At 71.3% G+C, this 23,721-nt stretch carries 23 protein-coding genes, 1 tRNA gene and 3 pseudogenes; 15 read left to right on the top strand and 12 right to left on the bottom strand.

Features of this window, described 5'->3' with window-relative positions; all coding sequences use genetic code 11:
• Positions 1-446: 446 nt before the first annotated feature.
• The gene (locus ACZ6AA_RS37085; RefSeq protein ID WP_468449491.1) at positions 447-635 is read right to left on the bottom strand and encodes a hypothetical protein; all 189 of its coding nucleotides are present in this window, start codon (positions 633-635) and stop codon (positions 447-449) included.
• 120 nt (positions 636-755) lie between these two features.
• Between ACZ6AA_RS37085 and ACZ6AA_RS37080 the strand changes: the two are divergent.
• The 4 genes and pseudogenes from ACZ6AA_RS37080 to ACZ6AA_RS37065 all read left to right on the top strand — a co-directional run bounded on the left by ACZ6AA_RS37080 (position 756) and on the right by ACZ6AA_RS37065 (position 3,582).
• Positions 756-1,029: pseudogene (locus tag ACZ6AA_RS37080) on the top strand (hypothetical protein).
• A 27-nt stretch (positions 1,030-1,056) separates the two neighbouring features.
• Positions 1,057-1,527 (top strand): DUF6879 family protein, encoded by a 471-nt coding sequence (locus ACZ6AA_RS37075; protein WP_471462871.1) that lies wholly within the window; start codon positions 1,057-1,059, stop codon positions 1,525-1,527.
• A 12-nt stretch (positions 1,528-1,539) separates the two neighbouring features.
• Positions 1,540-2,118: pseudogene (locus ACZ6AA_RS37070) on the top strand (Scr1 family TA system antitoxin-like transcriptional regulator); the annotation flags it as partial.
• Between the two features lie 609 nt (positions 2,119-2,727).
• Positions 2,728-3,582, top strand: coding sequence for a hypothetical protein (locus tag ACZ6AA_RS37065; protein ID WP_468449493.1), 855 nt, complete (start codon positions 2,728-2,730; stop codon positions 3,580-3,582).
• 667 nt (positions 3,583-4,249) lie between these two features.
• On the opposite strand, the gene ACZ6AA_RS37060 is transcribed toward ACZ6AA_RS37065, so the two are convergent.
• Positions 4,250-4,918: an HAD family hydrolase gene (locus ACZ6AA_RS37060; RefSeq protein ID WP_468449494.1), complete on the bottom strand. Its 669-nt coding sequence runs from the start codon at positions 4,916-4,918 to the stop codon at positions 4,250-4,252.
• Positions 4,919-5,000: 82 nt separating this feature from the next.
• Between ACZ6AA_RS37060 and ACZ6AA_RS37055 the strand changes: the two are divergent.
• The 5 genes and pseudogenes from ACZ6AA_RS37055 to ACZ6AA_RS37035 all read left to right on the top strand — a co-directional run.
• Positions 5,001-5,126 (top strand): annotated as a pseudogene (locus ACZ6AA_RS37055) (helix-turn-helix domain-containing protein); the annotation flags it as partial.
• Positions 5,127-5,320: 194 nt separating this feature from the next.
• On the top strand, positions 5,321-6,202 hold the full coding sequence (locus ACZ6AA_RS37050; protein WP_471462869.1) for a transcriptional regulator: 882 nt from the start codon (positions 5,321-5,323) through the stop codon (positions 6,200-6,202).
• Between the two features lie 106 nt (positions 6,203-6,308).
• Positions 6,309-6,776 carry a hypothetical protein gene (locus ACZ6AA_RS37045; RefSeq protein ID WP_468449496.1) on the top strand — a complete coding sequence of 156 codons (468 nt, stop codon included), beginning with the start codon at positions 6,309-6,311 and terminating at the stop codon, positions 6,774-6,776.
• Complete coding sequence (locus tag ACZ6AA_RS37040) at positions 6,773-6,952, top strand: hypothetical protein (protein ID WP_468449497.1); 180 nt, start codon at positions 6,773-6,775, stop codon at positions 6,950-6,952. Before ACZ6AA_RS37045 ends, ACZ6AA_RS37040 begins: the two co-directional genes overlap by 4 nt.
• Positions 6,943-7,464 carry a hypothetical protein gene (locus ACZ6AA_RS37035; RefSeq protein ID WP_471462867.1) on the top strand — a complete coding sequence of 174 codons (522 nt, stop codon included), beginning with the start codon at positions 6,943-6,945 and terminating at the stop codon, positions 7,462-7,464. The genes ACZ6AA_RS37040 and ACZ6AA_RS37035 overlap by 10 nt, the downstream gene beginning before the upstream one ends.
• 471 nt (positions 7,465-7,935) lie before the next feature.
• On the opposite strand, the gene ACZ6AA_RS37030 is transcribed toward ACZ6AA_RS37035, so the two are convergent.
• Positions 7,936-8,007, bottom strand: a tRNA-Val gene (locus tag ACZ6AA_RS37030).
• 205 nt (positions 8,008-8,212) lie between these two features.
• Between ACZ6AA_RS37030 and ACZ6AA_RS37025 the strand changes: the two genes are divergently transcribed.
• The 5 genes from ACZ6AA_RS37025 to ACZ6AA_RS37005 all read left to right on the top strand — a co-directional run bounded on the left by ACZ6AA_RS37025 (position 8,213) and on the right by ACZ6AA_RS37005 (position 12,886).
• Positions 8,213-9,043 (top strand): DUF4097 family beta strand repeat-containing protein, encoded by an 831-nt coding sequence (locus tag ACZ6AA_RS37025; protein ID WP_468449499.1) that lies wholly within the window; start codon positions 8,213-8,215, stop codon positions 9,041-9,043.
• A gap of 71 nt (positions 9,044-9,114) precedes the next feature.
• Positions 9,115-10,578 carry a hypothetical protein gene (locus tag ACZ6AA_RS37020; RefSeq protein ID WP_471462866.1) on the top strand — a complete coding sequence of 488 codons (1,464 nt, stop codon included), beginning with the start codon at positions 9,115-9,117 and terminating at the stop codon, positions 10,576-10,578.
• 137 nt (positions 10,579-10,715) lie between these two features.
• Positions 10,716-11,237 (top strand): DUF4383 domain-containing protein, encoded by a 522-nt coding sequence (locus ACZ6AA_RS37015; protein ID WP_468449501.1) that lies wholly within the window; start codon positions 10,716-10,718, stop codon positions 11,235-11,237.
• Positions 11,238-11,297: 60 nt separating this feature from the next.
• Positions 11,298-11,921 (top strand): bifunctional 4-hydroxy-2-oxoglutarate aldolase/2-dehydro-3-deoxy-phosphogluconate aldolase, encoded by a 624-nt coding sequence (locus ACZ6AA_RS37010; protein WP_468449502.1) that lies wholly within the window; start codon positions 11,298-11,300, stop codon positions 11,919-11,921.
• Between the two features lie 35 nt (positions 11,922-11,956).
• A complete protein-coding gene (locus ACZ6AA_RS37005) occupies positions 11,957-12,886 on the top strand; it encodes a sugar kinase (RefSeq protein ID WP_471462878.1) in 930 nt (309 codons plus the stop codon).
• 106 nt (positions 12,887-12,992) lie between these two features.
• Here ACZ6AA_RS37005 and ACZ6AA_RS37000 read toward each other — a convergent pair whose 3' ends face one another.
• From ACZ6AA_RS37000 to ACZ6AA_RS36985, 4 genes are all read right to left on the bottom strand, one after another.
• Positions 12,993-13,211, bottom strand: coding sequence for an FmdB family zinc ribbon protein (locus tag ACZ6AA_RS37000; protein WP_468449503.1), 219 nt, complete (start codon positions 13,209-13,211; stop codon positions 12,993-12,995).
• 103 nt (positions 13,212-13,314) lie between these two features.
• Positions 13,315-14,157, bottom strand: coding sequence for an HAD family hydrolase (locus ACZ6AA_RS36995; protein WP_468449504.1), 843 nt, complete (start codon positions 14,155-14,157; stop codon positions 13,315-13,317).
• Positions 14,154-16,769: a phosphoribosyltransferase gene (locus tag ACZ6AA_RS36990; RefSeq protein ID WP_468449505.1), complete on the bottom strand. Its 2,616-nt coding sequence runs from the start codon at positions 16,767-16,769 to the stop codon at positions 14,154-14,156. The genes ACZ6AA_RS36995 and ACZ6AA_RS36990 overlap by 4 nt, the downstream gene beginning before the upstream one ends.
• Positions 16,770-16,807: 38 nt before the next feature.
• The gene (locus tag ACZ6AA_RS36985) at positions 16,808-17,974 is read right to left on the bottom strand and encodes an HpcH/HpaI aldolase/citrate lyase family protein (RefSeq protein WP_468449506.1); all 1,167 of its coding nucleotides are present in this window, start codon (positions 17,972-17,974) and stop codon (positions 16,808-16,810) included.
• Between the two features lie 355 nt (positions 17,975-18,329).
• Here ACZ6AA_RS36985 and ACZ6AA_RS36980 point away from each other — a divergent pair, with 355 nt between their 5' ends.
• On the top strand, positions 18,330-19,226 hold the full coding sequence (locus ACZ6AA_RS36980; protein WP_468480920.1) for a TerD family protein: 897 nt from the start codon (positions 18,330-18,332) through the stop codon (positions 19,224-19,226).
• A gap of 19 nt (positions 19,227-19,245) precedes the next feature.
• Here ACZ6AA_RS36980 and ACZ6AA_RS36975 read toward each other — a convergent pair whose 3' ends face one another.
• From ACZ6AA_RS36975 to ACZ6AA_RS36955, 5 genes are all read right to left on the bottom strand, one after another.
• A complete protein-coding gene (locus tag ACZ6AA_RS36975; RefSeq protein ID WP_471462864.1) occupies positions 19,246-19,992 on the bottom strand; it encodes a TerD family protein in 747 nt (248 codons plus the stop codon).
• A 222-nt stretch (positions 19,993-20,214) separates the two neighbouring features.
• Entirely contained in the window at positions 20,215-21,357 is a 1,143-nt protein-coding gene (locus tag ACZ6AA_RS36970; protein WP_468449509.1) for a DUF475 domain-containing protein, read from the bottom strand.
• Between the two features lie 134 nt (positions 21,358-21,491).
• Complete coding sequence (locus ACZ6AA_RS36965; RefSeq protein WP_468449510.1) at positions 21,492-22,067, bottom strand: TerD family protein; 576 nt, start codon at positions 22,065-22,067, stop codon at positions 21,492-21,494.
• A 145-nt stretch (positions 22,068-22,212) separates the two neighbouring features.
• Positions 22,213-22,788: a TerD family protein gene (locus ACZ6AA_RS36960; RefSeq protein ID WP_016642563.1), complete on the bottom strand. Its 576-nt coding sequence runs from the start codon at positions 22,786-22,788 to the stop codon at positions 22,213-22,215.
• Positions 22,789-22,903: 115 nt separating this feature from the next.
• Positions 22,904-23,362: a peroxiredoxin gene (locus ACZ6AA_RS36955; RefSeq protein ID WP_471462861.1), complete on the bottom strand. Its 459-nt coding sequence runs from the start codon at positions 23,360-23,362 to the stop codon at positions 22,904-22,906.
• Positions 23,363-23,721 lie beyond the last annotated feature (359 nt).

The raw sequence follows: 23,721 nt of genomic DNA, 5'->3' as shown, positions 1-23,721 counted from the left end.
ATGTGATGGACCGGTTCGGTCATTTCCGCATCGGTCACTGTGGCGTCGGTGGTCGCGATGCTGGTGATCAAGCGCGGCGGCGGTCCGTCGGCTCCAAGGGGCGTCGCCTGGCCGGTAGCCGCGTCCAAATCATCGGCATTCCACGAACACCTCACCCAGCTCGTCACGGACCCGCATCGCCAACGGGTACGGGGCCCGTGCCGCCACCGCCCGCGCCACCTGCGCGGTCAGCTCAGGCACGGTCGGCCACGGCCTCGGCCGCATCGACATTCCACACCCCACCCGCGACCGGGATCGCCAAGACGGCCGCTGCTGTCCCGACCAACGAGCCGCCAGCCCCGCCGGGCACGGAATAAGCCAGCAGGATCGGTGACACGGTTCTTACCGGCGCCCCCAGTTGGCCCCCTTCGCCTTCGGGCGGAGGGGGCCGTTCGTCGTGTCCGGGGTCAGGCGGCGATGGCGATCTGCGCGCCGCGTACGGCAGTGGTCCACTCGATGAGCAGGCGTTCGTACAGGGCGCGTTGAGTGGGGGTGAGGCGTACGCGGGGGTCGTGGCGCTGCCAGAGCGAGCGGATGTCCTCGTTGATGGCCGCGGGAGGGCGCGCGGCGCCAGGGCGGCGGCGGGTGGGGGACATGTCGCAAGCGTAGAGCCCGACAACGACAACAGCGCATGGGCAGGCGTCCTGTTGCCCAGAATTCGCCAGCGGCTACCGTGCGTGCAACAGCGTGGAATCCGCTCGGCAGAGGAGAACGCGATGGTCCTTCGATTTCTCGGCATCATCCCCAACACCCCCACCGACGAGTCCCCGACGATCTGGCTCCACGAGGAAACGGGGGGACCTCCTGATCCAGTCGTACAAGGCGACGCCGGAGGAAGTCCGCGCGTGCCAGGAGATCGGATCCATCCCTGGACACTCCACGGATGTGCCGGATCACGAGACGATCATTAGGCTGCCTGCGGTCATGCTGAAGTGCATCCCCCACCCAGAGAGCAGTGGAGAGGAAGCAAGTGCAACCACCAGCGCGTAGCGCCTGGCGCAGGCCCAACGCTCAGCGGTGCACCTGGAGTTGCGCGACAGCTACATGCTGGACGATCCCGAGTTCATCGCCTGGCAGGAGGGCAAGCGGCTCAACCTGGACGACCGCACGTCCTGGTGGGGTGGCTGGCATGCAGCGGTCCAGGCCGCCACCGATCGCGGTGTCGCGGTCCGGCGGGTTCGCGTCGTGTCCGAACCGCTGCACGACTACATCTGCTACGAGCACGATCTGACAGCCGGGAACGTGGCAGCAGGCGAGGAAGTGCGGTGGCTACCGCGCCGACGGGCGACTGGCCTGCTGCTCCCGGCCAACGACTGCTGGGTGTTCGACGACGAGTTGCTCCTAGTCCACCACTTCACCGGCGACGGCCAGCTCGCCGAGGACGGCCGCGAGTACCTGTCTGATCCCGTGCTCGCCAAGCTGCATGCGGAAGCCTTCGAGGCTGTGTGGCAACGGGCTGTCCCGCACAGCGAATACCGGCCCGCCTGACCGCGTACACCCATAGCCGTGTCGGCATCATCCAGCGCAGAGCAGGCCCGGAAGGACCTCGCTGCACGCCTCGGCGAGATCCGTCTGGACGCCGGGCTGAAGGGGAGCGAACTCGCGCAGCGACTGGGTTGGTACCCGTCCAAGGTCTCCAGGATTCAGACTGCCCGCACGTCGCCGTCGGCCGACGACATCCTGGCCTGGTGCGGGGCCTGCGGTGCCGAGGACCAGGCCGCGGACCTCGTCCAGAAACTCCGCGCCATCGAGGGCATGTTCGTCGAGTGGCGGCGTATGGAGCGCGACGGACTGCGCCGGGCGCAGGAGTCCGTACGGCCGCTCTTCGATCGCACCAGCCGATTCCGGGCCTACTCCTCATGGTTCGTACCGGGCCTCATCCAGAGCCGCGCCTACACCGAGGCCGTGTTGCGGGCCGTGCAGCGCCGTCGGGTCACGGTGGACGATGTCGACGCGGCGGTGGCTACGCGGATGGAACGTCAGCAGATCCTGCACGAGGGCGGCCGCACCTTCGCGTTCCTCATCGAAGAGTCCGTGCTGCGATCCGGGATGGGCGGCCGGGAGGGAAGCGCGCAGCAGGCGTTCTGACGATCTCTCGTCTCCAAATCGACGGGGCAGGGCAGGGCAGCGGATCCGCGTGACGGTGACGACGCCATGGCGCGTGGTCCCCGCGAGCACCTCCACCACGAGCCCACCCGGCGTCGTCGTGTACGCGTCCCCGCTGTCGGTGCGCGCCTGCCGCCCGGGCCCGGCCTCCCGCAGCCATGCCGCCGCCTGCGCCGCGAGCGCGGCCGTCAGCCGCTGCGAGAGGCCTCGCACGATGGGGCAGCAGCACGATGACGGCGGTGCAACCTACGCCCGAGGCATCGAAGGGCATCGCTCACGCACCGCCTCAGATGCGGAAGAATCCGGACATTGTTTGACGCATTCCCCTCTTCCCAACAGCGCGGCGATTCGCTCCATCGAGAGTTCGCCAACCTCTGACTCTCGATCAGAATCACTGCAGTGCCGCCAAGTTGAGAGTTCAACGACTTCCGCAAGGACCTTGTCGAAACTCTTACGTTTCGTTCAGCCGCAAGGATGGCAACGGCCGCGATCTTGATAGCTTCTGATCACTGCGCGTGATGCTGCGGCCCGGTTGCCCCCGGACCGCAGCGTGTTCGGTGCGCGCTCACCATCGGAGGAAACATGCACCAGAACGTAACGACTATAGGCCGTCGCGCCGGAACCACGTTGGCCGCGACCGCGATCGCCCTCGCGTCTCTGGCGCCAACAGCGTCAGCGGGTGGCGAGGCGGGCCCTCGCTCGGCGAAGTTGCCCACGCCTACGGCTGAACAAGCTCGGCAGTTCTCGTCGGCTAAGCACCTCCTGGCCAAGATCGAAGCAGGCAGCGCGAGCTCGGCAGAGATCGAAGACTTCGTGAAGAACTATCCGCTGGTCGCCAAAGTGGTCGGGGACCCCTCGAAGAGCGAAACCACAGTCAAGGAAGCAGTGATCACCGAGGACGGAGAAGCTGTATCCCCCAGGTCCGGTAAGCCCTTGAGCGCCACTGAGCTCGCTGAGGTCGCGCCCCCGGCCGAGGCCATGGAGAGCGATCACGCAGAAGAGGAGGAGGCGCCCGAGGAAGCCGATGTGGCACCCGCTGCTCAGGAGGTGGGCGCTGACAGCGGGCGGATTCGCGCCGCCAAGGTCAAGGGGGGTAAGTGGAAGATGACCCACATCACCCACACTCATCGCAGCTATCTCGGCCAGACGATCCTCAAGTACCACACGTATGCCCGCTTCAACTACAAGGGCGGCAAGGTGCGCGCCTGGGGCAAGCGGTACGACCGGTTCAGCAATGAGGCGGACGTCGTCAAGGTCGGCTCCAGGATCGAGAACCGGAAATCCAAGGTCCCGGCGGCCTCGGCCACTTCGCTTATGAAGCGCCATGTAGAGCTCTGCTTCGCAGGCTCCATAGGCTGCTACGCAAACATCTACCCGTGGGCTAAGGTCAAAGTCTACGGAAACGGTAAGACGAAGGTCGCTGGCAGTGGCGCCTAACGCAGAGGAGTAGCCCCAATTATGTTTCTCGTCGCGAAGATTCTCTTGATCCTCGCAATCTTCTTTGGCGTACTGGCTGCCCTCGGCTCCGGATTCGGAACCCTGGAAATCATCATCTGGATGACGCTTATGATTGCGGCATTGATTGTTATGATCAAGCGGCATCGCGATTCGAGGAACTCGAATTCATAATTAGCCGCTCCAGGAGCATCTGCCATGATGAAAGATCAGGAGCGCAGCATTCCCGACACTTAGGAGGCTGTCGCGCTTGCAGTGCTGGACGGGCCGAGGGCCATAGGCACCCTTGCCCTGAACGTGAGTAAGCCGGTCTCCTTGCAGCCAGCACCCTCCGGTAGCTGGCCCGGACCCTCGCCGCGTGGTCATTCGGGACCACCGGGACCGCAGGGCGAGCCCGGATCCGCTGGCCCTCAGGGCGAGCCCGGCCCCGCTGGCGCGGACGGCAAGGACGGACGCGACGGGCAGAACTGCCCGTCGGGCTACACCCTCCAGCCCCCGCCCGGCGACCCCGACGCCCTCGTGTGCCGACGCGACGGCGCCCCCGACCCCGGCGACGATCCGCCGCCGCAGGCCGCCGCGTTGGACCCCACCCGACGCCAGTACGCATGAACGAGCCCCCTTCCGCCTTCGGGTGGAAGGGGGCTCTTCGTCATGCCCTGATCGCGTCGAGGGCCCGCTCGCTGTCGGCGAGCCCGTCGAGGACGACCTCGGCGCCAGCGCCCTGGAGTTCAGCTCGGGACGCCTTGCCGGTGGCGACCGCCACCACCCGCACACCGGCGTCGAGCCCGCCTGTCACGTCAGCAGGGGTGTCGCCGAGGAAGACGGCGTCCCCGGCCGGGACGCCCGCGCGGGCCAGCGCAGCGCGCAGCAGCTCGGGCCGCTCCTCGCCGTCTTCCCCGTACGCGCCGTCGTCGAGGCGAAGGTAGGTGTCGAGGCCGAACGTGGCGAGCTTGACCTCGGCCGCACCGCGGACGTTGCCGGTCACTACGGACTGCTGGACACCGCGCGCGTCGAGCGCCGCCAAGACGGTGGCGGCCCCGGGCAGCGCGTGCCCACGCTCGCGGACCTCAGTCGCCCGACGCAGGTGGACGGCGCCGAGCGCGTCAGCGAACCGCCTGAACAGGTCGTCGCTGAAGGGGATGTCGTGCAACTTCGCCGTCTCCCGTAGGATCACGCGCTCCGTCGACCCGGTCACAGACGCTTGCTCGCGCAGGGGCACACCTGTCACCTCCTTGAATGCCACGGACCACAGCTCACTGCCAAGTCCGCGCATCGCCATCAGCGTGTGGTCGATGTCCCACAGCACCAGCCTCGCCACGGTGCCCCCTATCTCGGTGCATTCCGCTGTCCCCGCGTAGCGGGCACCTTACGCTCAGAAGCAGTGAGCGAGGAGTGGGCACATGGTGGCACCGGACCTCCCTATCGGGGACCGAATCAGGCACTACCGCGGGGGGCGCCGACAGGACGCGGTCGCCGGGCTGGTCGGGATCTCACCCGACTACTTGTCCCAGATCGAGCGCGGCCTCAAAATGCCGTCCCTGCCCATCCTGTATGCCCTCGCGCAGGAGCTGGGGGTACCCACCGCCGCGCTGCTCTCCGAACGGCCGCCTGCTCAAGAGGAGTCGGCTGACACTGCGAGACTGCGGTGGGCCGCGCCCTGCTTGGCTACGGGCCGGCCAGCAGCACCGAGCCCGTACCTTCAGCGGAGCTGCGAGGACGGGTGGAAGCAGCGTGGCAGAGCTGGCAGACGGCGGGCGATCGCTTCACCAAGGCGGCCGAGACGCTGCCCGGCCTGGTCGCCGCTGTCGAGCATGCCGTGCGCATCGCCCGGGCCGGGGCGGACCCGGCAGAGCGCCGTGCTGTGCTCCGGGCCGCCGCGGACTTGTACTGCCTGCTCCGCTCGTATCTGCGCCGTACGGGCCGCGTCGACCTTGCCACCCTGGCGGCTGACCGTGCGATGCGTGCCGCCGAGGACGCTGACGATCCGCTGCGCATTGCCACCGCACAGTGGAACCTCGGGCACGTACTTCTCGCTGCGGGCCAGCCAGCCGAGGCGGAGGAGCTGGCCCTGCGAGCGGCTGAGCAAGTCGCCAGCGCTCAGATGCCGGAGGTGGAGCGCCGGGCGATGGGGGGTGCGCTGCAGCTAGTGGCCGTGCTTGGGGCGGCCCGTCGGCGCCGTTGGTGGGAGGCGCGCGAGCGGCTGGTTGAGCATGCGGCGCCTGCGGCGCGCGCGGTGCCGGACGGCAGCAACATCGGCTGGACGGTTTTCGGGGCGACGAACATCGCCCTGCACGCCGTGTCCATCGAGATGGAGGCGGGGGAGGCTGGCGAAGCGCTGCACACTGCGGACGCCATCGACACCGCCGGGCTGCCCTCAGTGGAGCGGGAGTTCACGTTCGGGCTGGAGGTGGCGGCCTGTCACAGCCAACGGCGTGACGATGCCGCCGCGCTCCTCTCGCTGCTCAGCCTGGAAGCGATCGCCCCAGAAGACCTGGGGCGGACGCCGCTTGCACGGCAGCTGGTACTGACGGCGATCCGCCGCGCGCGGGCGATGCACGCGCGGCAGGCTGAGCAGCTTGCCGTACGGATGGGCCTCGTCTGACTGGCGAGCCTGTGGTTCACCCGAGCTGATAGTTCGGGTGAGCTCGGGAGGGACTGCTTACGGTCGCGGTTGTGAGGCACATCACTTCGACCGTGGGGGCAGCCCGATGACGACAGCAGACAGGAGAGCGATCGGGGACTGGCTGGCCCGTGCCCATCCCGTCCCGCGTCAGGCGGAGGCCGAGTGGGCGAACCACGGCGTCGCGCTCCTCCCGCTCGGCGGGCGCTTCGACGCGATCCGCGTCAAGGCACGACGCATCCACGCCGCCGTCGGCAGCGACGACCCAAGCACCGTGGGCGCGGCGCTGCTCGACTGGCTGCACGGCCCCGTCATCCGGGACGTCCGGACCGGCAGCGGGCTGTACTACGTCCTCGTCGCGCCCGACGCCGCCTGGGAGGGGACGGAGGACCGCCTAGGCAAGGGCATCTACCTGGCCGTGCCCCGGGTCGGCCCGCAGGTCTCACCGATCACCTACTGGGCAGTGGAGCCGCAGCGTCGCGGGCAGTTGTGCGACCCCGCACACCTGGCCGCGCTGCTCTCCACCGCCGAGACGCTGAAGCCGACCGAGTCGTGACCGTCACCGACGGCGCGACGTCGCGCGCCGAGGAGCTGTACCGGATCCACCTCCGCCATCTCGACGACTGCCCGACGTGCGGCAAGGGCGTCGAGTGCGGCCAGGGCGTGCGCCTGCGCCGGGCCGTGCGTGCGGCGCGGCTCGCCGCCGACAAGAGGCGGCCGCGGTGGACGTGACCGACGTGGCCGCGGCCGTACGAGTCTTCCTGGTCCCCGCCGCGAGCGCCCTCACGATCGAGCAGCGCGCGGGAAACGCGTGCATCTGGTGCCCGGAAGTGATCTTGCCCGGTCAGAGTGTGCATCTCGGCGACGCCGACGGCTGCTACCCGCACGCCTGCGCGCCGTGCCACGAGGTTCAGGCTGTGGCTCTGGCCGCGTACCTCGACTGGAACGGGCACGTCTCGCACTGCACGATCTGCCGGACCGGCCCGTGCGATACGACGCTGACGATGAAGTACGAGGCCATGCGGGCGCGGGAGCGAGCGGGGTGGGGAGCGGCCTACTGCGCGTGCTGCCAGCGCGCGTTCGGCCCCGGCGAAGGGTTCATGCCCCACGTCTGGCTCGGTGCGTCCCGCGTGGTGCTCTCCCTCGTGCACACCGGCCCGTGTGCAGCCATGGACCCGGGCGGCAGCAGCGCCCAGCCCCCGCCCACGCCTGATCCCCTCCGGATACCGGGCTGGCGGATCTAGCGGACGAGGTCGGCGGGCGCGCTCTGGAGGGCCCGCTCGTCCGTGCTCAGCCCTGCGGCTCTGGCATATGCCGCAGGGCCAGAGGCATTTTCCAGAATAGAACGTGTGTTCACCCATTCGGGCCATGACCATGAAGGCCTGTGCCTGTTACACATGAGGTAGCGCTCGCACCCTGAGCGTGTCGGGTCGCACCGGTTGAGCCCCCTCACTGTGACGACCCGGCACTTGGGACCGCCCTCGCCTCCGCCTCGCGGAGACGGGGGCGGTCTGCTGCGCACGGAGCCCCACATCCGGCGGCCGACCTGCGTAAACGTGGAGATCATTTAGGAGCGGTTTAGGAGCCAAGTCGCGGCAGTCAGGGTGTAGTCAGAGTGCGCGACGTGAAAGCCAGAGTGCGCCCCGAACCCCAACAACAAGGCCCCGCATCCCACTTGAGCTGGGGATACGGGGCCTCACTGCTGGTCAATCCAGTGGGCGCGGACGGTTTCGAACCGCCGACATCTGCCTTGTAAGGGCAGCGCTCTACCCCTGAGCTACGCGCCCGGAATGTTCCGACAGCCTACCTTGCCGGTGGGGCGGCCCCGCAAACCCCTGTCGGGGGGGTGGGGACGAAGGTCCCCGGTGGTGCGGGGGCTAGCCCCACCCCGGATCCGGTAGTGGTCCGGATCGTCTGGGTGGGTGCGGGTTCGTACGGTCGTCCTGTGCTTGCGGCAGGGGCTGTGGGCCGGTGGAACAAGGGGAGAGAGACATGGCCGTCCGCAGTCGTCGTTCGCGGCAGGAGCCGCGTTCGCGGGGGATCCGGGTGCTGGTCGCGGTGGGGACGACGACCGCTGTCGTCGGGCTCGTCGCTGCGTGCGGGGCGGATGCCTCGGACGACTCCGACCCGGAGCAGCGGTCGTTCGCGCTGTCGGGGCGGACCCTCACGGTGGATTCGGACGACTCGGCCGTGGAGTTGGTCGTCAGCGGGGACGCGGACGCCAAGGACGTACGTGTGACGCGGTGGTTCGACGGGCGGACCGTGCTCGGGAAGAGCCCGAAGGTCACGTGGAAGATGGACGGGGACCGGCTCACCTTCCGGGTCACGTGCAGCGGTGTCATCAGCAACTGCTCCGCCAAGCATCGCGTCGTCGTGCCCCGGGGCACCGCCGTGAACGTCGTGAACAAGGACGGTTCGGTGACGGCCACCGGGTTCCGGGAGCCGCTGAAGGTGCGTACGGCGGACGGGTCCGTGCGCCTGCGCGACGTCAGCGGGCCGCTCGACCTGCGCAGCGTCGACGGATCCGTGCGCGCCGTCGGCGTCACCTCCAAGCGCGTCAGCGCCACCTCCAAGGACGGCTCCGTGCGGCTCGACCTCGCCGCCGCCCCCGACCGGCTCCGGGCCCGCAGCCAGGACGGGTCCGTGGACATCGCGCTGCCCGTGCGGAAGGGCGGCGGGAAGGGCGGCGCCGCCTCGTACCGTGTCGACACCGAGACCGTCGACGGCGGCACCGACGTCACCGTTCCCCGCGACGACCGCAGCCCCCACCACGTGTCCGTGCGGAGCGCCGACGGCAACGTCACAGTGCGCAGCGCGAACTGACCGGCCCGTGTGTTCGTCCCTAACCGGTGGGAGAATGAACCGGGCAGGGCGAACAGCACGGGAGAGGGACAGTGACGGCAACACCTCCGCGGCCGTACACAAGGAACAGATGGACGTCGTCGGCGGTGTCCGCCGCGGCTGCCGTCGCCTCGCGCTGCGGCGCCGCGCCCGGCGACGGGCGGCGACGGCAGAAGTCGCGACCGCCCCTGCGGTCCGCCGCCCGCGACACCCTCGCCCTCGTCCTGCTGCCCCTGCCCCTCCTCGCCGCGACCCTGCCCGCCTCCTTCGCCGGCGGCGGTACGCGGCGCTGGTTCGGCGGCCGCGGGGAGAGCGTGCGGGCCGAGGCGCAGGCCGCGAAGGACGCCGCCGCGGCCGCGTTCTACGAGCTGGACAGCGCGCAGCGCGACCTGCGGATCTCCATCGAGACCATCGCGGCCGTCGACTCCTCCCCGGCCGCCCGCAAGGCCGCCGCCGACTTCGAGGCGTTCGGGCGGCGCATCGACGAGGTGAGCCATCAGTACATCACCGCGGTCGACGCCCACGACCTCGACCGCGACGACCTGGAGGCGTCGGCCGCCGCACGCGCCCGCGCCGAGCTGACGCAGGCCAAGGACGCTCTCGGCAGCGCCAAGAACGACCTGGACCGGTTCACACAGGGCCTGTCGCCGCTGCTCGACAAGGCCGAGACCCAACTGGCGCGCCTGGCCCCGGCCGTGGAGCGCGCCCGGCAGACGCTGCTCGCCGCGAGCAACGCCCTGGACGCGGTCCGGGCCGCGGGCCTGAAGGCCGACGACCTCGCGGGCCGCCTCGCCGCGCTCGCCCCGGAGCTGACCAAGCTGAACCAGGGCGCCGGGCAGCACGGCGTCGCCGACACCCTGCAGCGCGCCGACCGTGTCGTACGGGACGGCGAAGCGGTCCGCGCCGAGGCCGAGCGGCTGCCGGAGCGGGCCCGTGAGATCGACCGGCGCCTGGTGTCGCTGCGTACCCGCGCGCAGGCCCTGACCACCCGCAGCGAGCAGGTGCAGCCGATCCTCAGCGAGCTGCGGCGCCGGTTCACCGCCGCCTGCTGGCAGGACCTCCAGCAGGTGCCGCAGCAGGCCGAGGAGAACGTGCGGCAGGCCGAGACCAAGCTGAAGGAGGCGCAGCGGGCCCGCGAGGACCAGCGCTGGCCGGACGCCACGGCCCTGCTCTCCACCGTACGGGCGCTGCTGAACTCCACCGACGAGGCCGTGTCCGCCGCCGGTGACCGGCTGCGGCGGCTGAACGCCGTGTCGAAGGACCCGCAGGCGGAGATCGAGCGCACCCGCTTCGCCGTCCGGGACGCCCAGCGCCTGGCCATGGCGGGCCGCCAGAAGCCCGACCCGCGCCACGCCCGCCCCCTCGACGACTCGGTGGCCCGGCTGGACCGCGCCGTCGCCGCCCTGGAGGGCCGCCACCCCGACTACTGGCACTTCCTGACCGAGACGGAAGGGGTGCGCACGACCGTCGCGCGGGTCGTCGCGCAGATCAGGGAGGAGCGGGGGCAGGGGGCCTAGGGCCTGTCCGGTCCCGCCGGGAGTCCACGAAGGTGCTGGTCAGCCGCGCTCTTGTTGGCGATCGGGGGTCCCTTGACGGATCCTGGAAGGACGAAGGACGGGCCTCCGCGCGCAGGTGAGGATTCAGGGAGGCGGACATGGCCACGCACGTACTTCACCCCGGCCCCCGGTCCAAGGACCGCAGGCGGCACGTCACCCTCGACGAGCATCTCCCCGTCGACCACCGGCTGAGCCGGATCTACCGCTTCGGCGCCGGTCTGATGGGTCTGGTCCTGCTCGCGTTCGGCATCCTCGGCCTGATCGACAAGATCGGGTTCTTCGACACCCGCGGCGACACCGTGGCGGGCCTGAACACCAACGGGGCGCTGAGCGTCCTGTCGATCTGCGTCGGGCTGCTCCTCTTCGCCGGGATGGTGATCGGCGGCAACTTCGCGTCGACCCTGAACATGGTCCTCGGCATCGCGTTCATCCTCAGCGGCTTCGTCAATCTCGCCCTCCTCGAGAGCAGCCTCAACTTCCTCGCGTTCCGCATCCAGAACGTGCTGTTCAGCTTTGTGGTGGGCGTGCTCCTGATGTTCTTCGGGATGTACGGGCGCGTCAGCGCGACGCTGCCGCACGACAACCCGTACTGGAAGGCGCGGCACCCGGACCGGGCCTGACCGGGCCGGTGCCCCGGGGGCGCGGAGGCTAGCCCGGGGCGCTGTGCGAGCCTGGGGTGCATGGTCGACTTCATGCAGGAGCTGCGGGCGCGGCGGCTCGTCGCCATCGTGCGCGGCACGGACGCGGAGGCGTCGTTCCGTGCGGTCATGGCGCTCGTCGAATGCGGTGTGCCGCTGGTCGAGGTGTCGCTGAGCGGCAGTGACGCGCTGGGAGTGCTGCGGCGGGCGCGGGCCGAGCTGGGGCCGGACGCGTGGCTCGGCGCGGGCACGGTCCTCACGGCGGACGACGCGGCGCGCGCGGCCGACGCGGGCGCGAACCTCGTGGTGACGCCGGGGCTCGGCCCGGGTGTCGACGCCGCCGTCGGCCGGGGGCTGCCCGTGCTCGCCGGGGTCCTCACGCCGACCGACGTGATCGCGGCCGGGGCGGCGGGCGTGAGCGCCCTGAAGATCTTCCCGGCGTCGGCGGTGGGCGGTCCGGCGTATCTGAAGGCGTTGCGCGGGCCGTTCCCCGACCTGCCGTTCGTGCCGGTCGGCGGTGTGGACGCGGCGGCCGCCGCGGAGTATCTGGAGCTGGGCGCGGTCGCCGTCGGAGTGGGCTCGCCGCTGGTCGGTGACGCGGCGGACGGCGGGGACGTGGGGGCGCTGCGGGCGCGGGCCGCGCGGTTCGTGGCGGTGTGCGGGTGAGCGCGGGCGCGGACGTCCTCACCTTCGGCGAGAGCATGGTCGCCCTGCGCGGGGACGGGCCGTTGAGGCTCGGCGGGTCGATGGCGGTGTCCGTCGCGGGGGCCGAGTCGAACGTCGCCATCGGCCTGGCCCGGCTCGGGCACACCGTCCGCTGGGCGGGGGCCGTCGGCGCCGACGAGGCCGGGGAGCTGGTGCTGCGCACGCTGCGGGCCGAGGGCGTGGACGTCCGTGGCGCGGGCCGGGACGCGGGTGCGCCGACAGGGCTGCTGCTCTTCGAGCCCCGGCTGCCGGAGGTGACGCGGGTGCACTACTACCGTGCCGGGTCCGCCGGTTCCCGGCTCGGCCCCGACGCCGTGGAGCGGGCCTTCGCCGCGGGGCCGCCGCCCCGGGTGCTGCATCTGACCGGGATCACCCCGGCGCTGGGTGCGGGGCCACGGGCCGCCTGCGAGCGGGCGCTGCGGCTCGCCCGGGAGCACTCCGTGCGGGTCTGCCTCGACGTCAACTTCCGGTCCCGGCTGTGGAATCACGAGGAGGCCGGGGCGGTCCTGCGGGACTGGATCCCGTACGTCGACGTCCTGGTCGCCTCCGACGACGAGGTGCCGCTGTGCCTGCCCGCCGACGGCGCTCCCGGCGAACTCGCCGACCGGGCCGGGCTGTTGATCGGGCTCGGGGTGCGCGAGGTCGTCGTCAAGCTCGGCTCCCGAGGGGCCACCGCGTACACGCGGGACGGGGAACTCCACTGTCCCGCGCGGCCCGTGCGGGCCGTGGACGCCGTGGGCGCCGGGGACGCCTTCGTCGCCGGGTATCTGTCCGCGCTGCTCGACGGGGCGGACGTGGCCGAGCGGCTGGGGCGGGCGGTCACCACGGGGGCGTTCGCCGTGGCCTCCCGGGGGGACTGGGAGGGGGCGCCCACTCGGGGGGAGTTGGGGATGCTGGAGGGCGGGGACGGGGCCGTGCTGCGCTAGCGCGGGCGCGTCGGCCCAGGTCCGGCCCTTCTCGCCGACGCGTCAGCCCCGGCCCGACCTTCCTCGCCCACGCCTCAGCCCCGGTCCGGCCCTCCCCGGCGACGCGTCAGCCGCAGCAGCCGCCACCGCAGCAGCCACCTCCGCCACCGGCCGCCGGGGCCGACGCTTGCGCCGAGGCCGTCCCCGCCACCGCCACGGTCGACAGGAGCTTCACCGTGTCCTCGTGGCCGGAGGGGCAGGTGGCCGGGGCGGCGGAGTCCGCCATGGGACGGCTCAGCTCGAAGGTGGTGCCGCAGGGGCGGCAGCGGTACTCGTAACGGGGCATGGGGACAGGGTACGGGGGCGGGGGCGGCCCGTGTGTGCGGTGGCCCGGGGGCGGGACACCGCGGTGGGCCCGACCGCCCACCGGGGCGGTCGGGCCGGGACGGTCACGCGGGCCCCGGGTCCCCCAGGAACTCGCGGAGGATCTGTTCCCCTGCCGCGATCCCCCGCTCCGGGAGCACCGTCAGGCCCCGCGCCGTCCAGCCCGTGTCGGCGAGTTCGCCGTGGGACGGGCGCCAGGAGCGGGTGGCGGCTTCGAGGAGGTCGGCGTCGAGAAGGGAGTCTCCGGCGGCGAGGACCTCGGGGGCGCCCGTGCGGCGGGCGACCTCGCGCACGGCCGCGCTCTTGGTGAGCGGTCGCGGCACGGCGTAGATCTTGCGGCCCTGGAGGGAGACGGTCCAGCCGCGCCCCGCGGCCCACTCCCCCAGTTCCTTGACCCAGCCGGACGGCAGCAGCGCGCGGTCCACGACGAGGTAGGCGAACAGGTCCTCGGCGACGCGTTCCTTCAGCAGCCAGGACGGGTCGGCGGTGCGCTGGAGGTGGGCGCGGACCTCGGCGAGGGGCGCGCACTCGGCGGCGATGCGGCGGTCGACGGCGGCCCGCCACACCGGGTCGGACTCGCCGTCGACGAGGAGGTGCCCGCCGTTGGCGCAGATCGCGAACTCCGGTACGGGGCCGGGGAGATGGATGCGGTGGTACTGCTCACGGGTACGGGTCGTCGTGGGCACGAAGACGGTGCGTTCGGCCAGCTCCACGAGGAGCGCGGCGGCGGCCTCCGTGACGTACGACAGGGGCTTGCCCTCGTACACCTCGACGCAGAGCAGCCGGGGCGCGTCGGCGTCGGGCATGCGCAGGCCGAGGGCGGCGGCGGAGTAGATGAGGGTGCGGTCGAGGTCGCTCGCGACGAGCGGACGGGGGGCGCCGGGGGCGGGGGTAGGGAGAGTGCTCATGCGCTCGCCACCGCCTTGCCGTCGGCGCCGGTCGCGCCGCGCGTGTACTTCGGGTGGATCAACCCCACACAGGTGTACGGGAGTTCGGCCACCTCCTCGACGGGTACGCCGCGCTGCTCGGCGAGCAGCCGGACGTGGTCGAGGTCGGCGCCCGCGCCCCGGCGGGCGAGGATCTTCCAGGGGACGCGGCGCAGCAGCACCCGGGTGGTCTCGCCGACACCGGGCTTGACGAGGTTCACGTCGTGGATGCCGTACTCCTCGCTGATGCGCTCGACGGCGGCCCAGCCCTCCCAGGTGGGCTCACGGTCCGCGGCCAGGAGCTCCTTGACCTGGACGTCGACGGCGTCGGCCACCTCGTCGAAGCGGGCGGCGATCGCGGCGACGAAGTCACCGGAGACGTCGGCGTCCGCGAGGTCGCGGTAGAACTTCGCGCCGTGGAAGTCGTCGGGGCCGACCAGGTCGGCGCGGAGCACCGTACGCGATATCAGCCCGGACACCGTGGAGTTGAGGCACGCGGACGGGATGAGGAAGTCCTCGCGGGTGCCGTAGGTGCGCACGCAGGAGCCGGGGTCGGCGAGCACCGCCACCGCGGGGTCGAAGCCGCGGGCGCCGCCCGCCGCCTCGAACTCCTCGATCGCGGCGGCGAGTTCACGGGTGATGGCACCCTTGCCGGTCCAGCCGTCGACGAAGACGACGTCCGCCGGGTCGTGGTGCGCGGCCAGCCAGCGCAGCGCGTTGGCGTCGATGCCGCGGCCGCGCACGATGGACACGGCGTAGTGCGGCAGGTCCAGGCCCCGCCGGTGCTGTGCCCAGCGGCGCATCAGAACGCCGACGGGGGTGCCCGCGCGGGCCAGGGACACCAGCACGGGGCGGCCGGTGCCGTCGGGGCGGGGGGTGGGGGTCCCCCCAGGCTTTCGGCTGTGGGGAAGCTCGGCGAGGACGGTCTCGGTGACCGTGCCGACGGCCTGCGCGATCCGGGCCGCCGAGGTGTCGAGCGCGGCCCGGAACAGCTCCTGGTAGCGCGGGCTCGGCTGGTACTCCACCGGCAGCGACTCGGCGTAGTGCGCGCCGCCGCTCTGGATGGCCTCCTCGCGCTCCTCGGTGGGCGCTTCGAGCGTGACGTCCGACAGGTCCTGGAGCAGCCAGCCGACGTCCTCGGGCGCGTAGGAGGAGAAGTCGGGGCCGCGGAGGGGGTCGGGCAGCATGCGGGATTCCTGATCCTGGGGGGCGTACGAGGAGACACACGAGGAGAGGTGCGGAGAGGCGGGCACGGACGCATTCCGGGACGCGGGCGACGGCACGTACGAAGGGACCACGGCGAGCAGGACGTGCCCGGTGTGCGCGGACAGCTGGGCCAGCAGGCCGTCGGCCGCGTGCAGCCGCTCCGTGTCCGCGACCGAGTCCACGACCGCGACGATCGCGTCGAAGCCGCCGCCCGCCACGTTGTACGCGTAGCGCGGCCCCGGCCCGTCCGCCGGGTCGTCGTGCGCCGGGAAGACGAGGCGGGTGCGGATGGCGTAGCCGGGGTCGTCGACGGCGAGGACGGGTGAGCGGGTGGTCGTGGAGTAGCGGACCTCGGTGCCCGTGCGGCCGAGCCGCTCCTCCAGGGCCACACCCAGCGCCAGCGGCGCGTACATCAGCTCCTCGAAGCCGAGCACGAGGACCCGGCGGGCCTCGTCCGGCAGCGCGGCCGCGACCCGCTCCGCCATGCCCGGCAGCGCCGCGTCCAGGCGCGCCCGGTGCGCGGCGGTGAAGCCGTGCCGGCCGCCGTCGGGCACCCCCGCGGGCCAGCCCAGGGCGACGCGGGTGACGGGCGCCCGCCCCTCGCCGGGCGCGGGCACCGGCGCCGCCGTCTCGTACCGGGCGACCAGCGCCTGCCCCTGGTCCAGGACGTCGGCGGGCAGCCGCACCGTGCCGGAGGCGAGCGCGATCAGGTCGACGCGGGCGCCGATCTCGCGCGCGAAGGCGTCGAGGCGGGCGCGGTCCTCGGGGGCGCGCATGTCGACGAGGGCGACGATGACGTACCGCTCGCGCGGGAAGCTCTCGTGCAGGCCGCGGATGGTGTTCAGGACGGTGTTGCCGGTGGAGAACTCGTCGTCGACGAGGACCAGCGCGCCGTCGCCCGCGAGCAGCCGGGGGTCCTCGGGGAGCAGCAGGTGGGAGGTGGCGTGCGAGTGGGACTCCTCGAAGCCGCCCGCGCGCTCCACGCCGGGCACGGGGCGGCGGGTGGAGTGCAGGTAGGGGGCGAGGGCGAGGCCGTCGGCGACGCTGTGGCCGAGGCCGGTCGCCGTCTCCGCGTAGCCGAGGACGACCGCGCGGGCCGCCTCGTCCGGGCCGAGCAGGTCGCGGACGCGGACCCCGAGGTCGTAGCCGGAGCGCCGGATCACCGACGGGTGCTGCGGCACGTGCTTGCCGAGGACGTTCGACACGAGCAGGTGCGCCCGCTTGGGGTTGCGGCGCAGGGCGAGCCCGAGCAGCTCCTTCAGGGAGCCGGGCCCGGCGGCGTCCTCCGCTCCGGTTCCGCCGCCCTCGGCTCCGCCCTCGACCAGCTCGACCCCGAGCCGCTCAGCGACCCACGTACCCGACCACACCACGTCTTCCGTCTTCCTCACGTCCGTCACGGGAGCAGCCCCGCGCTTCCTCACGTCGCTCACGAGGGCAGCCCCGCGCTGAGCAGTTCCACGAAGCCGACGTCCTCGCGCGCGACGCCGAAGACCTCCGCGCGGCGCAGGGTCCGCTCGGCCCAGGCGCGGTGCGGCTTCACCTCGTTCATCTTGTTCGTGTAAGCGGACCGCATGACGCCGCCGCCGTCCCGCTCCGGGCGCAGGATGTCCTGCGCGTCGCTGTACTCCTCGTGGCTCACGACCGACAGGGCGTGCACGGGCAGGACGTGCGAGGGGTGGATGCAGGTCTTGCCGAGCAGGCCGTTGGCCCGGTCCAGCTCGATCTCGCGCAGCAGGCCGTCCAGGTCGTGCTCGAGCAGGGCCTGGCGCAGCTCCTCGGCGCGGACCTGGAGGAAGGGGCTCTGGCGCAGCTGCGGCTTGAACATCCGCTCCTGCACGCGGAAGTACTCCCAGACGGGCCCGGTGACGGTGAATCCCGTGCCGTCGGCCCGGCCGAGGTGGTTGACCACGTCGGCGATGACGGACGCGACGATCTGGACGTCGTACGCCGTCATGTGCGGGGGTCTGCGCAGGGCGTACGCGGAGCAGAAGTCGGTGACGCCGAGGCGCAGCGCGAGCACCCGGTCGCGGTACTTGTCGACGGTGCGGGCGATTCCCGCGAGGACCTCGGCGCGGCTCTCCAGATACAGCAGCTGGGGCGATTCGAGGACCGGCATCGCGAACAGGCGCCGCCCGGTGGCGGCCTCGGCGGCCGAGAGGGACTCCAGGAACGGGACGCCGCGCTCCTCGGTGAACTTCGGCAGTACGAATCCGGACAGCAGACGGATCGCGGGGCCGAGCCTGCGGGCCAGGTCGGGGATCTGCCCGGGGGTGCGGACCCGGATGAAGAGCAGCGGCGGCTCGGCGTCCCGCCGCCCGGCGAGGTCTACGAAATGCCGGATCAGATTCTCCTCGGCGGCCACGACGTCCGCGTCGCCGATGGAGTCCTCCAGGCAGATGACCATCGAGATCACGCCACGGCTTGCCTGCTTCAGGATGTCGTCCGCGAGCCGCGGCCGGGTGGCCGGGCTGTACAGCGTGGCGCCGAGCGCCACCGCGAGCAGCTGCGGCGGGGAGTCCGCGGTGAAGGCACACGGCTCCCGATGGAAGAGGCGCTCTCGTACCTCTGGGGCTATGTGCCCGAAATGACGCATGGGGTTCCCCTGGGATTCTCCTGATATCGCCCGTATCGCCGACGCGATCCGACGTATCGTCGACGCGATCCGAAGTGATGTGGCCGGTAATAGTACGTAGGGGCGGGTGTCGGAGGTTCCCTCCGGGCATGAAATTCAGGTAACCCGGCCATGTCGCACACGAGTGCCCCACACCGGCACAGGCAGGTGTCATAGGCCACAAGACGGGCAGGACACGGGCAGGACGGCGCCGGGACGGGCAGCTGTCCGAAAGCGTACGCCCGGGCGCGGGCCCGGGCGGCCGGGCGGAAAGACGGCGGGCCCGGGCCCGGGCCCCGCGTTGTCCGGCTCCGGACCAGGAAGGCAGGATGACCGCATGACGCACGCGATGTCGAAGGGGTCCAACGTCCCGCTCGAAGCCACCGCCGTCCGCGCCGTGCTGCGCTGGACGCCGCGCCAGGGCGCCCCCGACGTCGACGCGTCGGCGCTGCTGCTCGGCACCGAGGGACGGGTCCGCTCCGACGAGGACTTCGTCTTCTACAACCAGCCGCGCCACCCCTCGGGCAAGGTCTGGCGGCTGGGCAAGAAGCGGGTCGCCGAGGGCCTGACGGACACCGTCCAGACCGATCTCGCGGGCCTGGACCCGGCGGTCGGCCGGGTGCTGCTCGTCGCGTCCGCCGACGACGTGCCCTTCGAGCACGTCCGCGCGCTGCGGATCCTTTTGTACGACGCCTCCCCGGCCGCGGCCGACGCCGAGCCCCTCGCGTACTTCGACATCACCCCGGAGACCGGCGCCGAGACCGCGCTGATCTGCGGGGAGCTGTACCGCCGCGGCGAGGGCTGGAAGTTCCGCGCCCTCGGCGAGGGCTACTCCAACGGCCTGGTGGGCCTCGCCACCGACTTCGGCATCTCCGTGGACGAGTCGGAGGCCGTGCCCGAGCCGACGCCCGACGCGTCCCTGCCGCAGACGCAGCGCCTGGGCACGACGGGCCCCGCCCCGGTGCCCCCGGCGCACACCCTGCCGCCCGCCCAGCCCGCGGTCCCGTACCCGGCCGCCGCGCCGCCCGCGCCCCCGGCGCCCCAGCCCGCGTACGGCTATCCGCCGGAGCCGCCGCGCTATCCCGCGCCCCAGCCCTCCTACGGCTACCCGCAGCCCGCGCCCACCCAGCCCCCCGTGCCGGCCTACGGCTACCCGCATCCGGTCGCGCCCGCGCCGGTGCCGGACCCGAACTTCCGGCTGCCTCCGCAGGGGCCGCAGTTCCTGCCGCGCTGAGGGGGCCGCGCGGGGCGGCTCAGGTGCCGCCGACCTTGGACTTGTAGCCGCGGCCCCACTGCAGCCCCCAGCCGTACAGCCGGTCCAGCTCGGCCTGGAAGCCGTACACGTACCGCACCTCGCGGCGCACGATCAGCTCGTCCTTGACGTTCTCGATCGTGAGCACCGCGCAGGAGCGGGCCTGCGGGGCGCGTTCCTCCAGGTCGATCTCGACGCGCGGGCCGTTGCTGGGGTAGAGCGTCACCTTGGCGTGGGTACGGTCGAAGGCGGGCGTCTGGTCGTAGATGTAGACGAACACGAGCAGCCGCTTGATCGACTCGCGGTGGTCGAGGTTGACGTAGAGCGTCTCGCCGGAGCCCGAGCCGAACCGGTCGTCGCCGCTGCCCTTCACGTACGGCGGGGAGTTGAGGCTCCCGAAGAAGTGGCCGAGGGGCTGTACCACGCCCTTGCTGCCGTCGGCCAGCTCGTACATGCAGCCCAGGTCGAGGTCCACGTTGACCATGCTCTGGGTGTGCGCCTGCACCGGCTCGGGCTGGAACATCTTCAGCGGGTGCCGCAGCAGGCTGCCGCTCCCGCGCCTCTTGCCGATGAGGTCGGACGTGCGCATCTGCCAGGTCAGGGTGACGCGCAGATTGCCCGTGGCGGCGCCCTGTTTGGTCAGTGAGACCGTCGGATGCCGTTTGGTCAGCTCGATGGAGTTGGTCGCGGCGCTGCCCGATGCGAAGTCCATCGAACGCCCCGGCCGCAGACCGTCCCAGAAGGACATGCCACCCCCAGAAGAAATGCCCCGCGTCTGTTGTCCGTACGTCTCGGGGCGGCCCCCGGGCCACGCCTCAACTACCGCCCCGCACAGAAGCGTTCCTCACCGAAGCGGGCCCCACACGTCCGGATCCCGAAGTCGGCTCACCGTATGTCACCCCGGGTACGCCGATGGCGGCGCCCCCCGTTCGGGGACGCCGCCATCGCGGTGTTCGGGGCGGGACGGCCGCTAGACCCCGGACGGGACCTCGGCCTTCTCGTCCGAGCCGGAGCCCTCCTCGGCCGCGAGCCGCTTGTTGCGGCGCACGGACGACCAGAACGAGGCACCGATGAGGAGCACACCGATCGAGCCGGTGATGAACTCGTTGATCTCGTACTGGATGGTGACGAGCAGGATCGCGGCGAGGGCGCCGATGGCGTAGTGCGCGCCGTGCTCCAGGTAGACGTAGTCGTCGAGGGTGCCCTCGCGGACCAGGTAGACCGTGAGGGACCGGACGTACATCGCGCCGATGCCGAGGCCGAGCGCCATCAGGACGATGTCGTTGGTGATGGCGAAGGCGCCGATGACACCGTCGAAGGAGAAGGACGCGTCCAGGACCTCCAGGTAGAGGAACATGAAGAACGCGGCCTTGCCCGAGAGCGCGACGGCCGAGACGGACTTGCCGGCCTTCTTGGCCTTCTCCTCCTCCTCGTGCTCGCGCTCCTCCTCTTCCTCGAGTTTGTTCTCGAAGAAGCCGGAGAGACCGCCCACCACGAGATAGGTGATCAGGCCCGCGAGTCCTGAGATGAGGACGGTCTCCGCCTTGTCGGCATGGGTGCCGCCGTGCTGATGCGCGTGCTTGGCGAAGGTCATCGAGGAGATCAGCAGCACGATGAGCGCGATGCACACCGAGAGCATGTCGACCTTGCCGAGCTTGGCGAGCGGGCGCTCCAGCCAGCCGAGCCACTTGATGTCCCGGTCCTCGAAGATGAAGTCGAGGAAGATCATCAGCAGGAACATGCCACCGAAGGCGGCGATCGACGGGTGCGCGTCGGTGACCAGCTGCTGGTACTTGTCCTTGTCGTTGAGCGCGAGCCGGACCGCTTCGATCGGGCCCATCTTGGCGCTGACAGCGACGATCACGACCGGGAAGACGAGACGCATGCCGAAGACGGCGATGACGATGCCGATGGTGAGGAAGATCTTCTGCCAGAAGGCATTCATCTTCTTCAGGATTCCGGCGTTGACCACCGCGTTGTCGAAGGACAGCGAGATCTCCATGATGGACAGGATCGCCACGAGCCCGAGCGCCGCCCACCCCCCGAAGAGCACCGCTGCGACCAAGCCGAGCGCAGTGACTGCGAACGACCAGCCGAAGGTTTTCAGTACCACTGGCTACCCAATCGTATGTGTACGGGTCTCCCCCGCGCCGTCCCCGGTGACAGGCCTTCCGGGGGACGCCCCCGGCCTTCCCACTCGGCTGCGCGGAGAACCGTCAGCCGTTTGGGCAAGCCGGGGAGAGTCCTTTAGGAAACATTGACTCCGAAGTCTAGAGCGATGCCGCGCAGTCCGGACGCGTACCCCTGCCCGACGGCGCGGAACTTCCATTCGCCGCCGTACCGATAGACCTCGCCGAAGATCATCGCGGTCTCCGAGGAGGCGTCCTCGCTGAGGTCATAGCGGGCGAGTTCCTGGCCGTCGGCCTGGTTCACCACGCGGATGAAGGCGTTGCTGACTTGACCGAATGTCTGCCCCCGGTTGTCCGCGTCATGGATGGAGACCGGGAAGACGATCTTGTCGCAGTGCGCCGGGACCTTGGTGAGGTCGAGGATGAGCGACTCGTCGTCGCCGTCGCCCTCGCCGGTGAGGTTGTCGCCGGTGTGCTCGACGGAGCCGTCGGGGCTCGTCAGGTTGTTGTAGAACACGAACCACTCGTCGCCGAGGACCCGGCCCGACTGGCAGAGGAGCGCGCTGGCGTCCAGGTCGAACGGGGCTCCGGTGGTGGAGCGAGCGTCCCAGCCGAGGCCGACCATCACCTTCGTGAGATCGGGTGCGGCCTTGGACAGGGAGACATTGCCTCCCTTGGCGAGCGTGACGCCCATGATGCTGATCCTCCCCGAGGTCTTGCGTTTGGCTGCCGTGTGCCCCGGCGCGCGGGCCGGGGCACGGTGGCCGTGCGGTGCCGAGCGCGTCCGGCGCCGCACAGATCTGTGCGGCGCCGGACGGCCCTGCTGGGTACTGCTCGGCTCAGACGTTGACGCCGAAGTCCTGCGCGATGCCGCGCAGACCCGAGGCATACCCCTGGCCGACGGCGCGGAACTTCCACTCCGCGCCGTGGCGGTACAGCTCGCCGAAGACCATGGCCGTCTCCGTGGAGGCGTCCTCGGAGAGGTCGTAGCGGGCGAGCTCCGCCTCGCCGGCCTGGTTCACCACGCGGATGAAGGCGTTGCGGACCTGGCCGAAGGACTGCTGGCGGTTCTCGGCGTCGTAGATCGAGACCGGGAAGACGATCTTCTCGATGTCCGCCGGGACGGCCGCGAGGTTGACCTTGATCTGCTCGTCGTCGCCCTCGCCCTCACCGGTGATGTTGTCGCCGGTGTGCTCCACGGAGCCGTCCGGGCTCTTCAGGTTGTTGAAGAACACGAAGTTGGCGTCACTGCTGACCTTGCCCTCCGCGTTCGTCAGGATGGCGCTGGCGTCCAGGTCGAAGTCCGTCCCGGTGGTGGTACGGACGTCCCAGCCGAGGCCGACCGTGACGGCGGTCAGGCCGGGCGCCTCCTTGCTCAGAGATACGTTGCCGCCCTTGCTGAGGCTGACTCCCACGAGTCCTCCCAAATAGTGTCCAGGGGCGGGGAGCCCCAGTCGTGCTTGCCATCGGATCAACGTGTGGATCCTAGTGACCGGTTCCCGGTGGCCACAGGCTTCCACACGGGTGTTCTCAGAGGTTCCCGAGCGCCTTCGCGTAGTCGTTCAGGTCCCGCGCGTCGGGGAGGCCGTTGACCACGGTCCAGCGCACGACGCCGTCCTTGTCGATGATGAAGGTGCCGCGCACCGCGCAGCCCTTGTCCTCGTCGAAGACGCCGTACGCCCGCGAGGTCTCGCCGTGCGGCCAGAAGTCCGACAGGAGCGGGTACTCCAGGTCCTCCTGCTCGGCGAAGACGCGCAGGGTGTGGATGGAGTCGTTGGAGACGGCGAGGAGCTGGGTGTCGTCGTTGACGAACTTCGGGAGTTCGTCGCGCAGGGCGCAGAGCTCGCCGGTGCACACCCCGGTGAACGCGAACGGGTAGAAGAGCAGCACCACGTTCTTCTCGCCCCGGAAGTCCGCGAGCCGCACCGTGCGTCCGTGGTTGTCCTTGAGCACGAATTCCGGAGCCTTGACGCCGACCTCGATCGCCACGAGGAGCCACTTCCCTTCGCCTGGGCCATTGGGGTGCCCCCCAGCGTACGGGTGGCTCCGGTGCCCTCGCGGGGCGCCCCGGTCCCGCCCCTTCTCCGAACCCCGGGGCTGCACCCCCGGACCCCCGCCGATCGGCGCTCCGCCCCTCGTCCTCAATCGCCGGACGGGCTAGGGGGCGGGGGCTGGACGAGAGGGGAGGGCAGAGGCCGGACGGGCGGGCCCGGGAGGGCCGGGGGGACTGGAAGGGCGGGTGCCCGGGCGGGCCGGAAGGCCTGTCTTGGGCCCGGGCCAGCAGGCAGGCCGACAGAGCGGGTGGGAGGGCGGGTGGGGGCTCTCCCGTACGGGCAGGGGCCCGGGAA

It is taken from the genome of Streptomyces sp. NPDC040610, assembly GCF_055594065.1.
The sequence above is the reverse complement of the archived record's forward strand: the minus strand, read 5'-3'. Positions and strand labels throughout refer to the sequence as shown.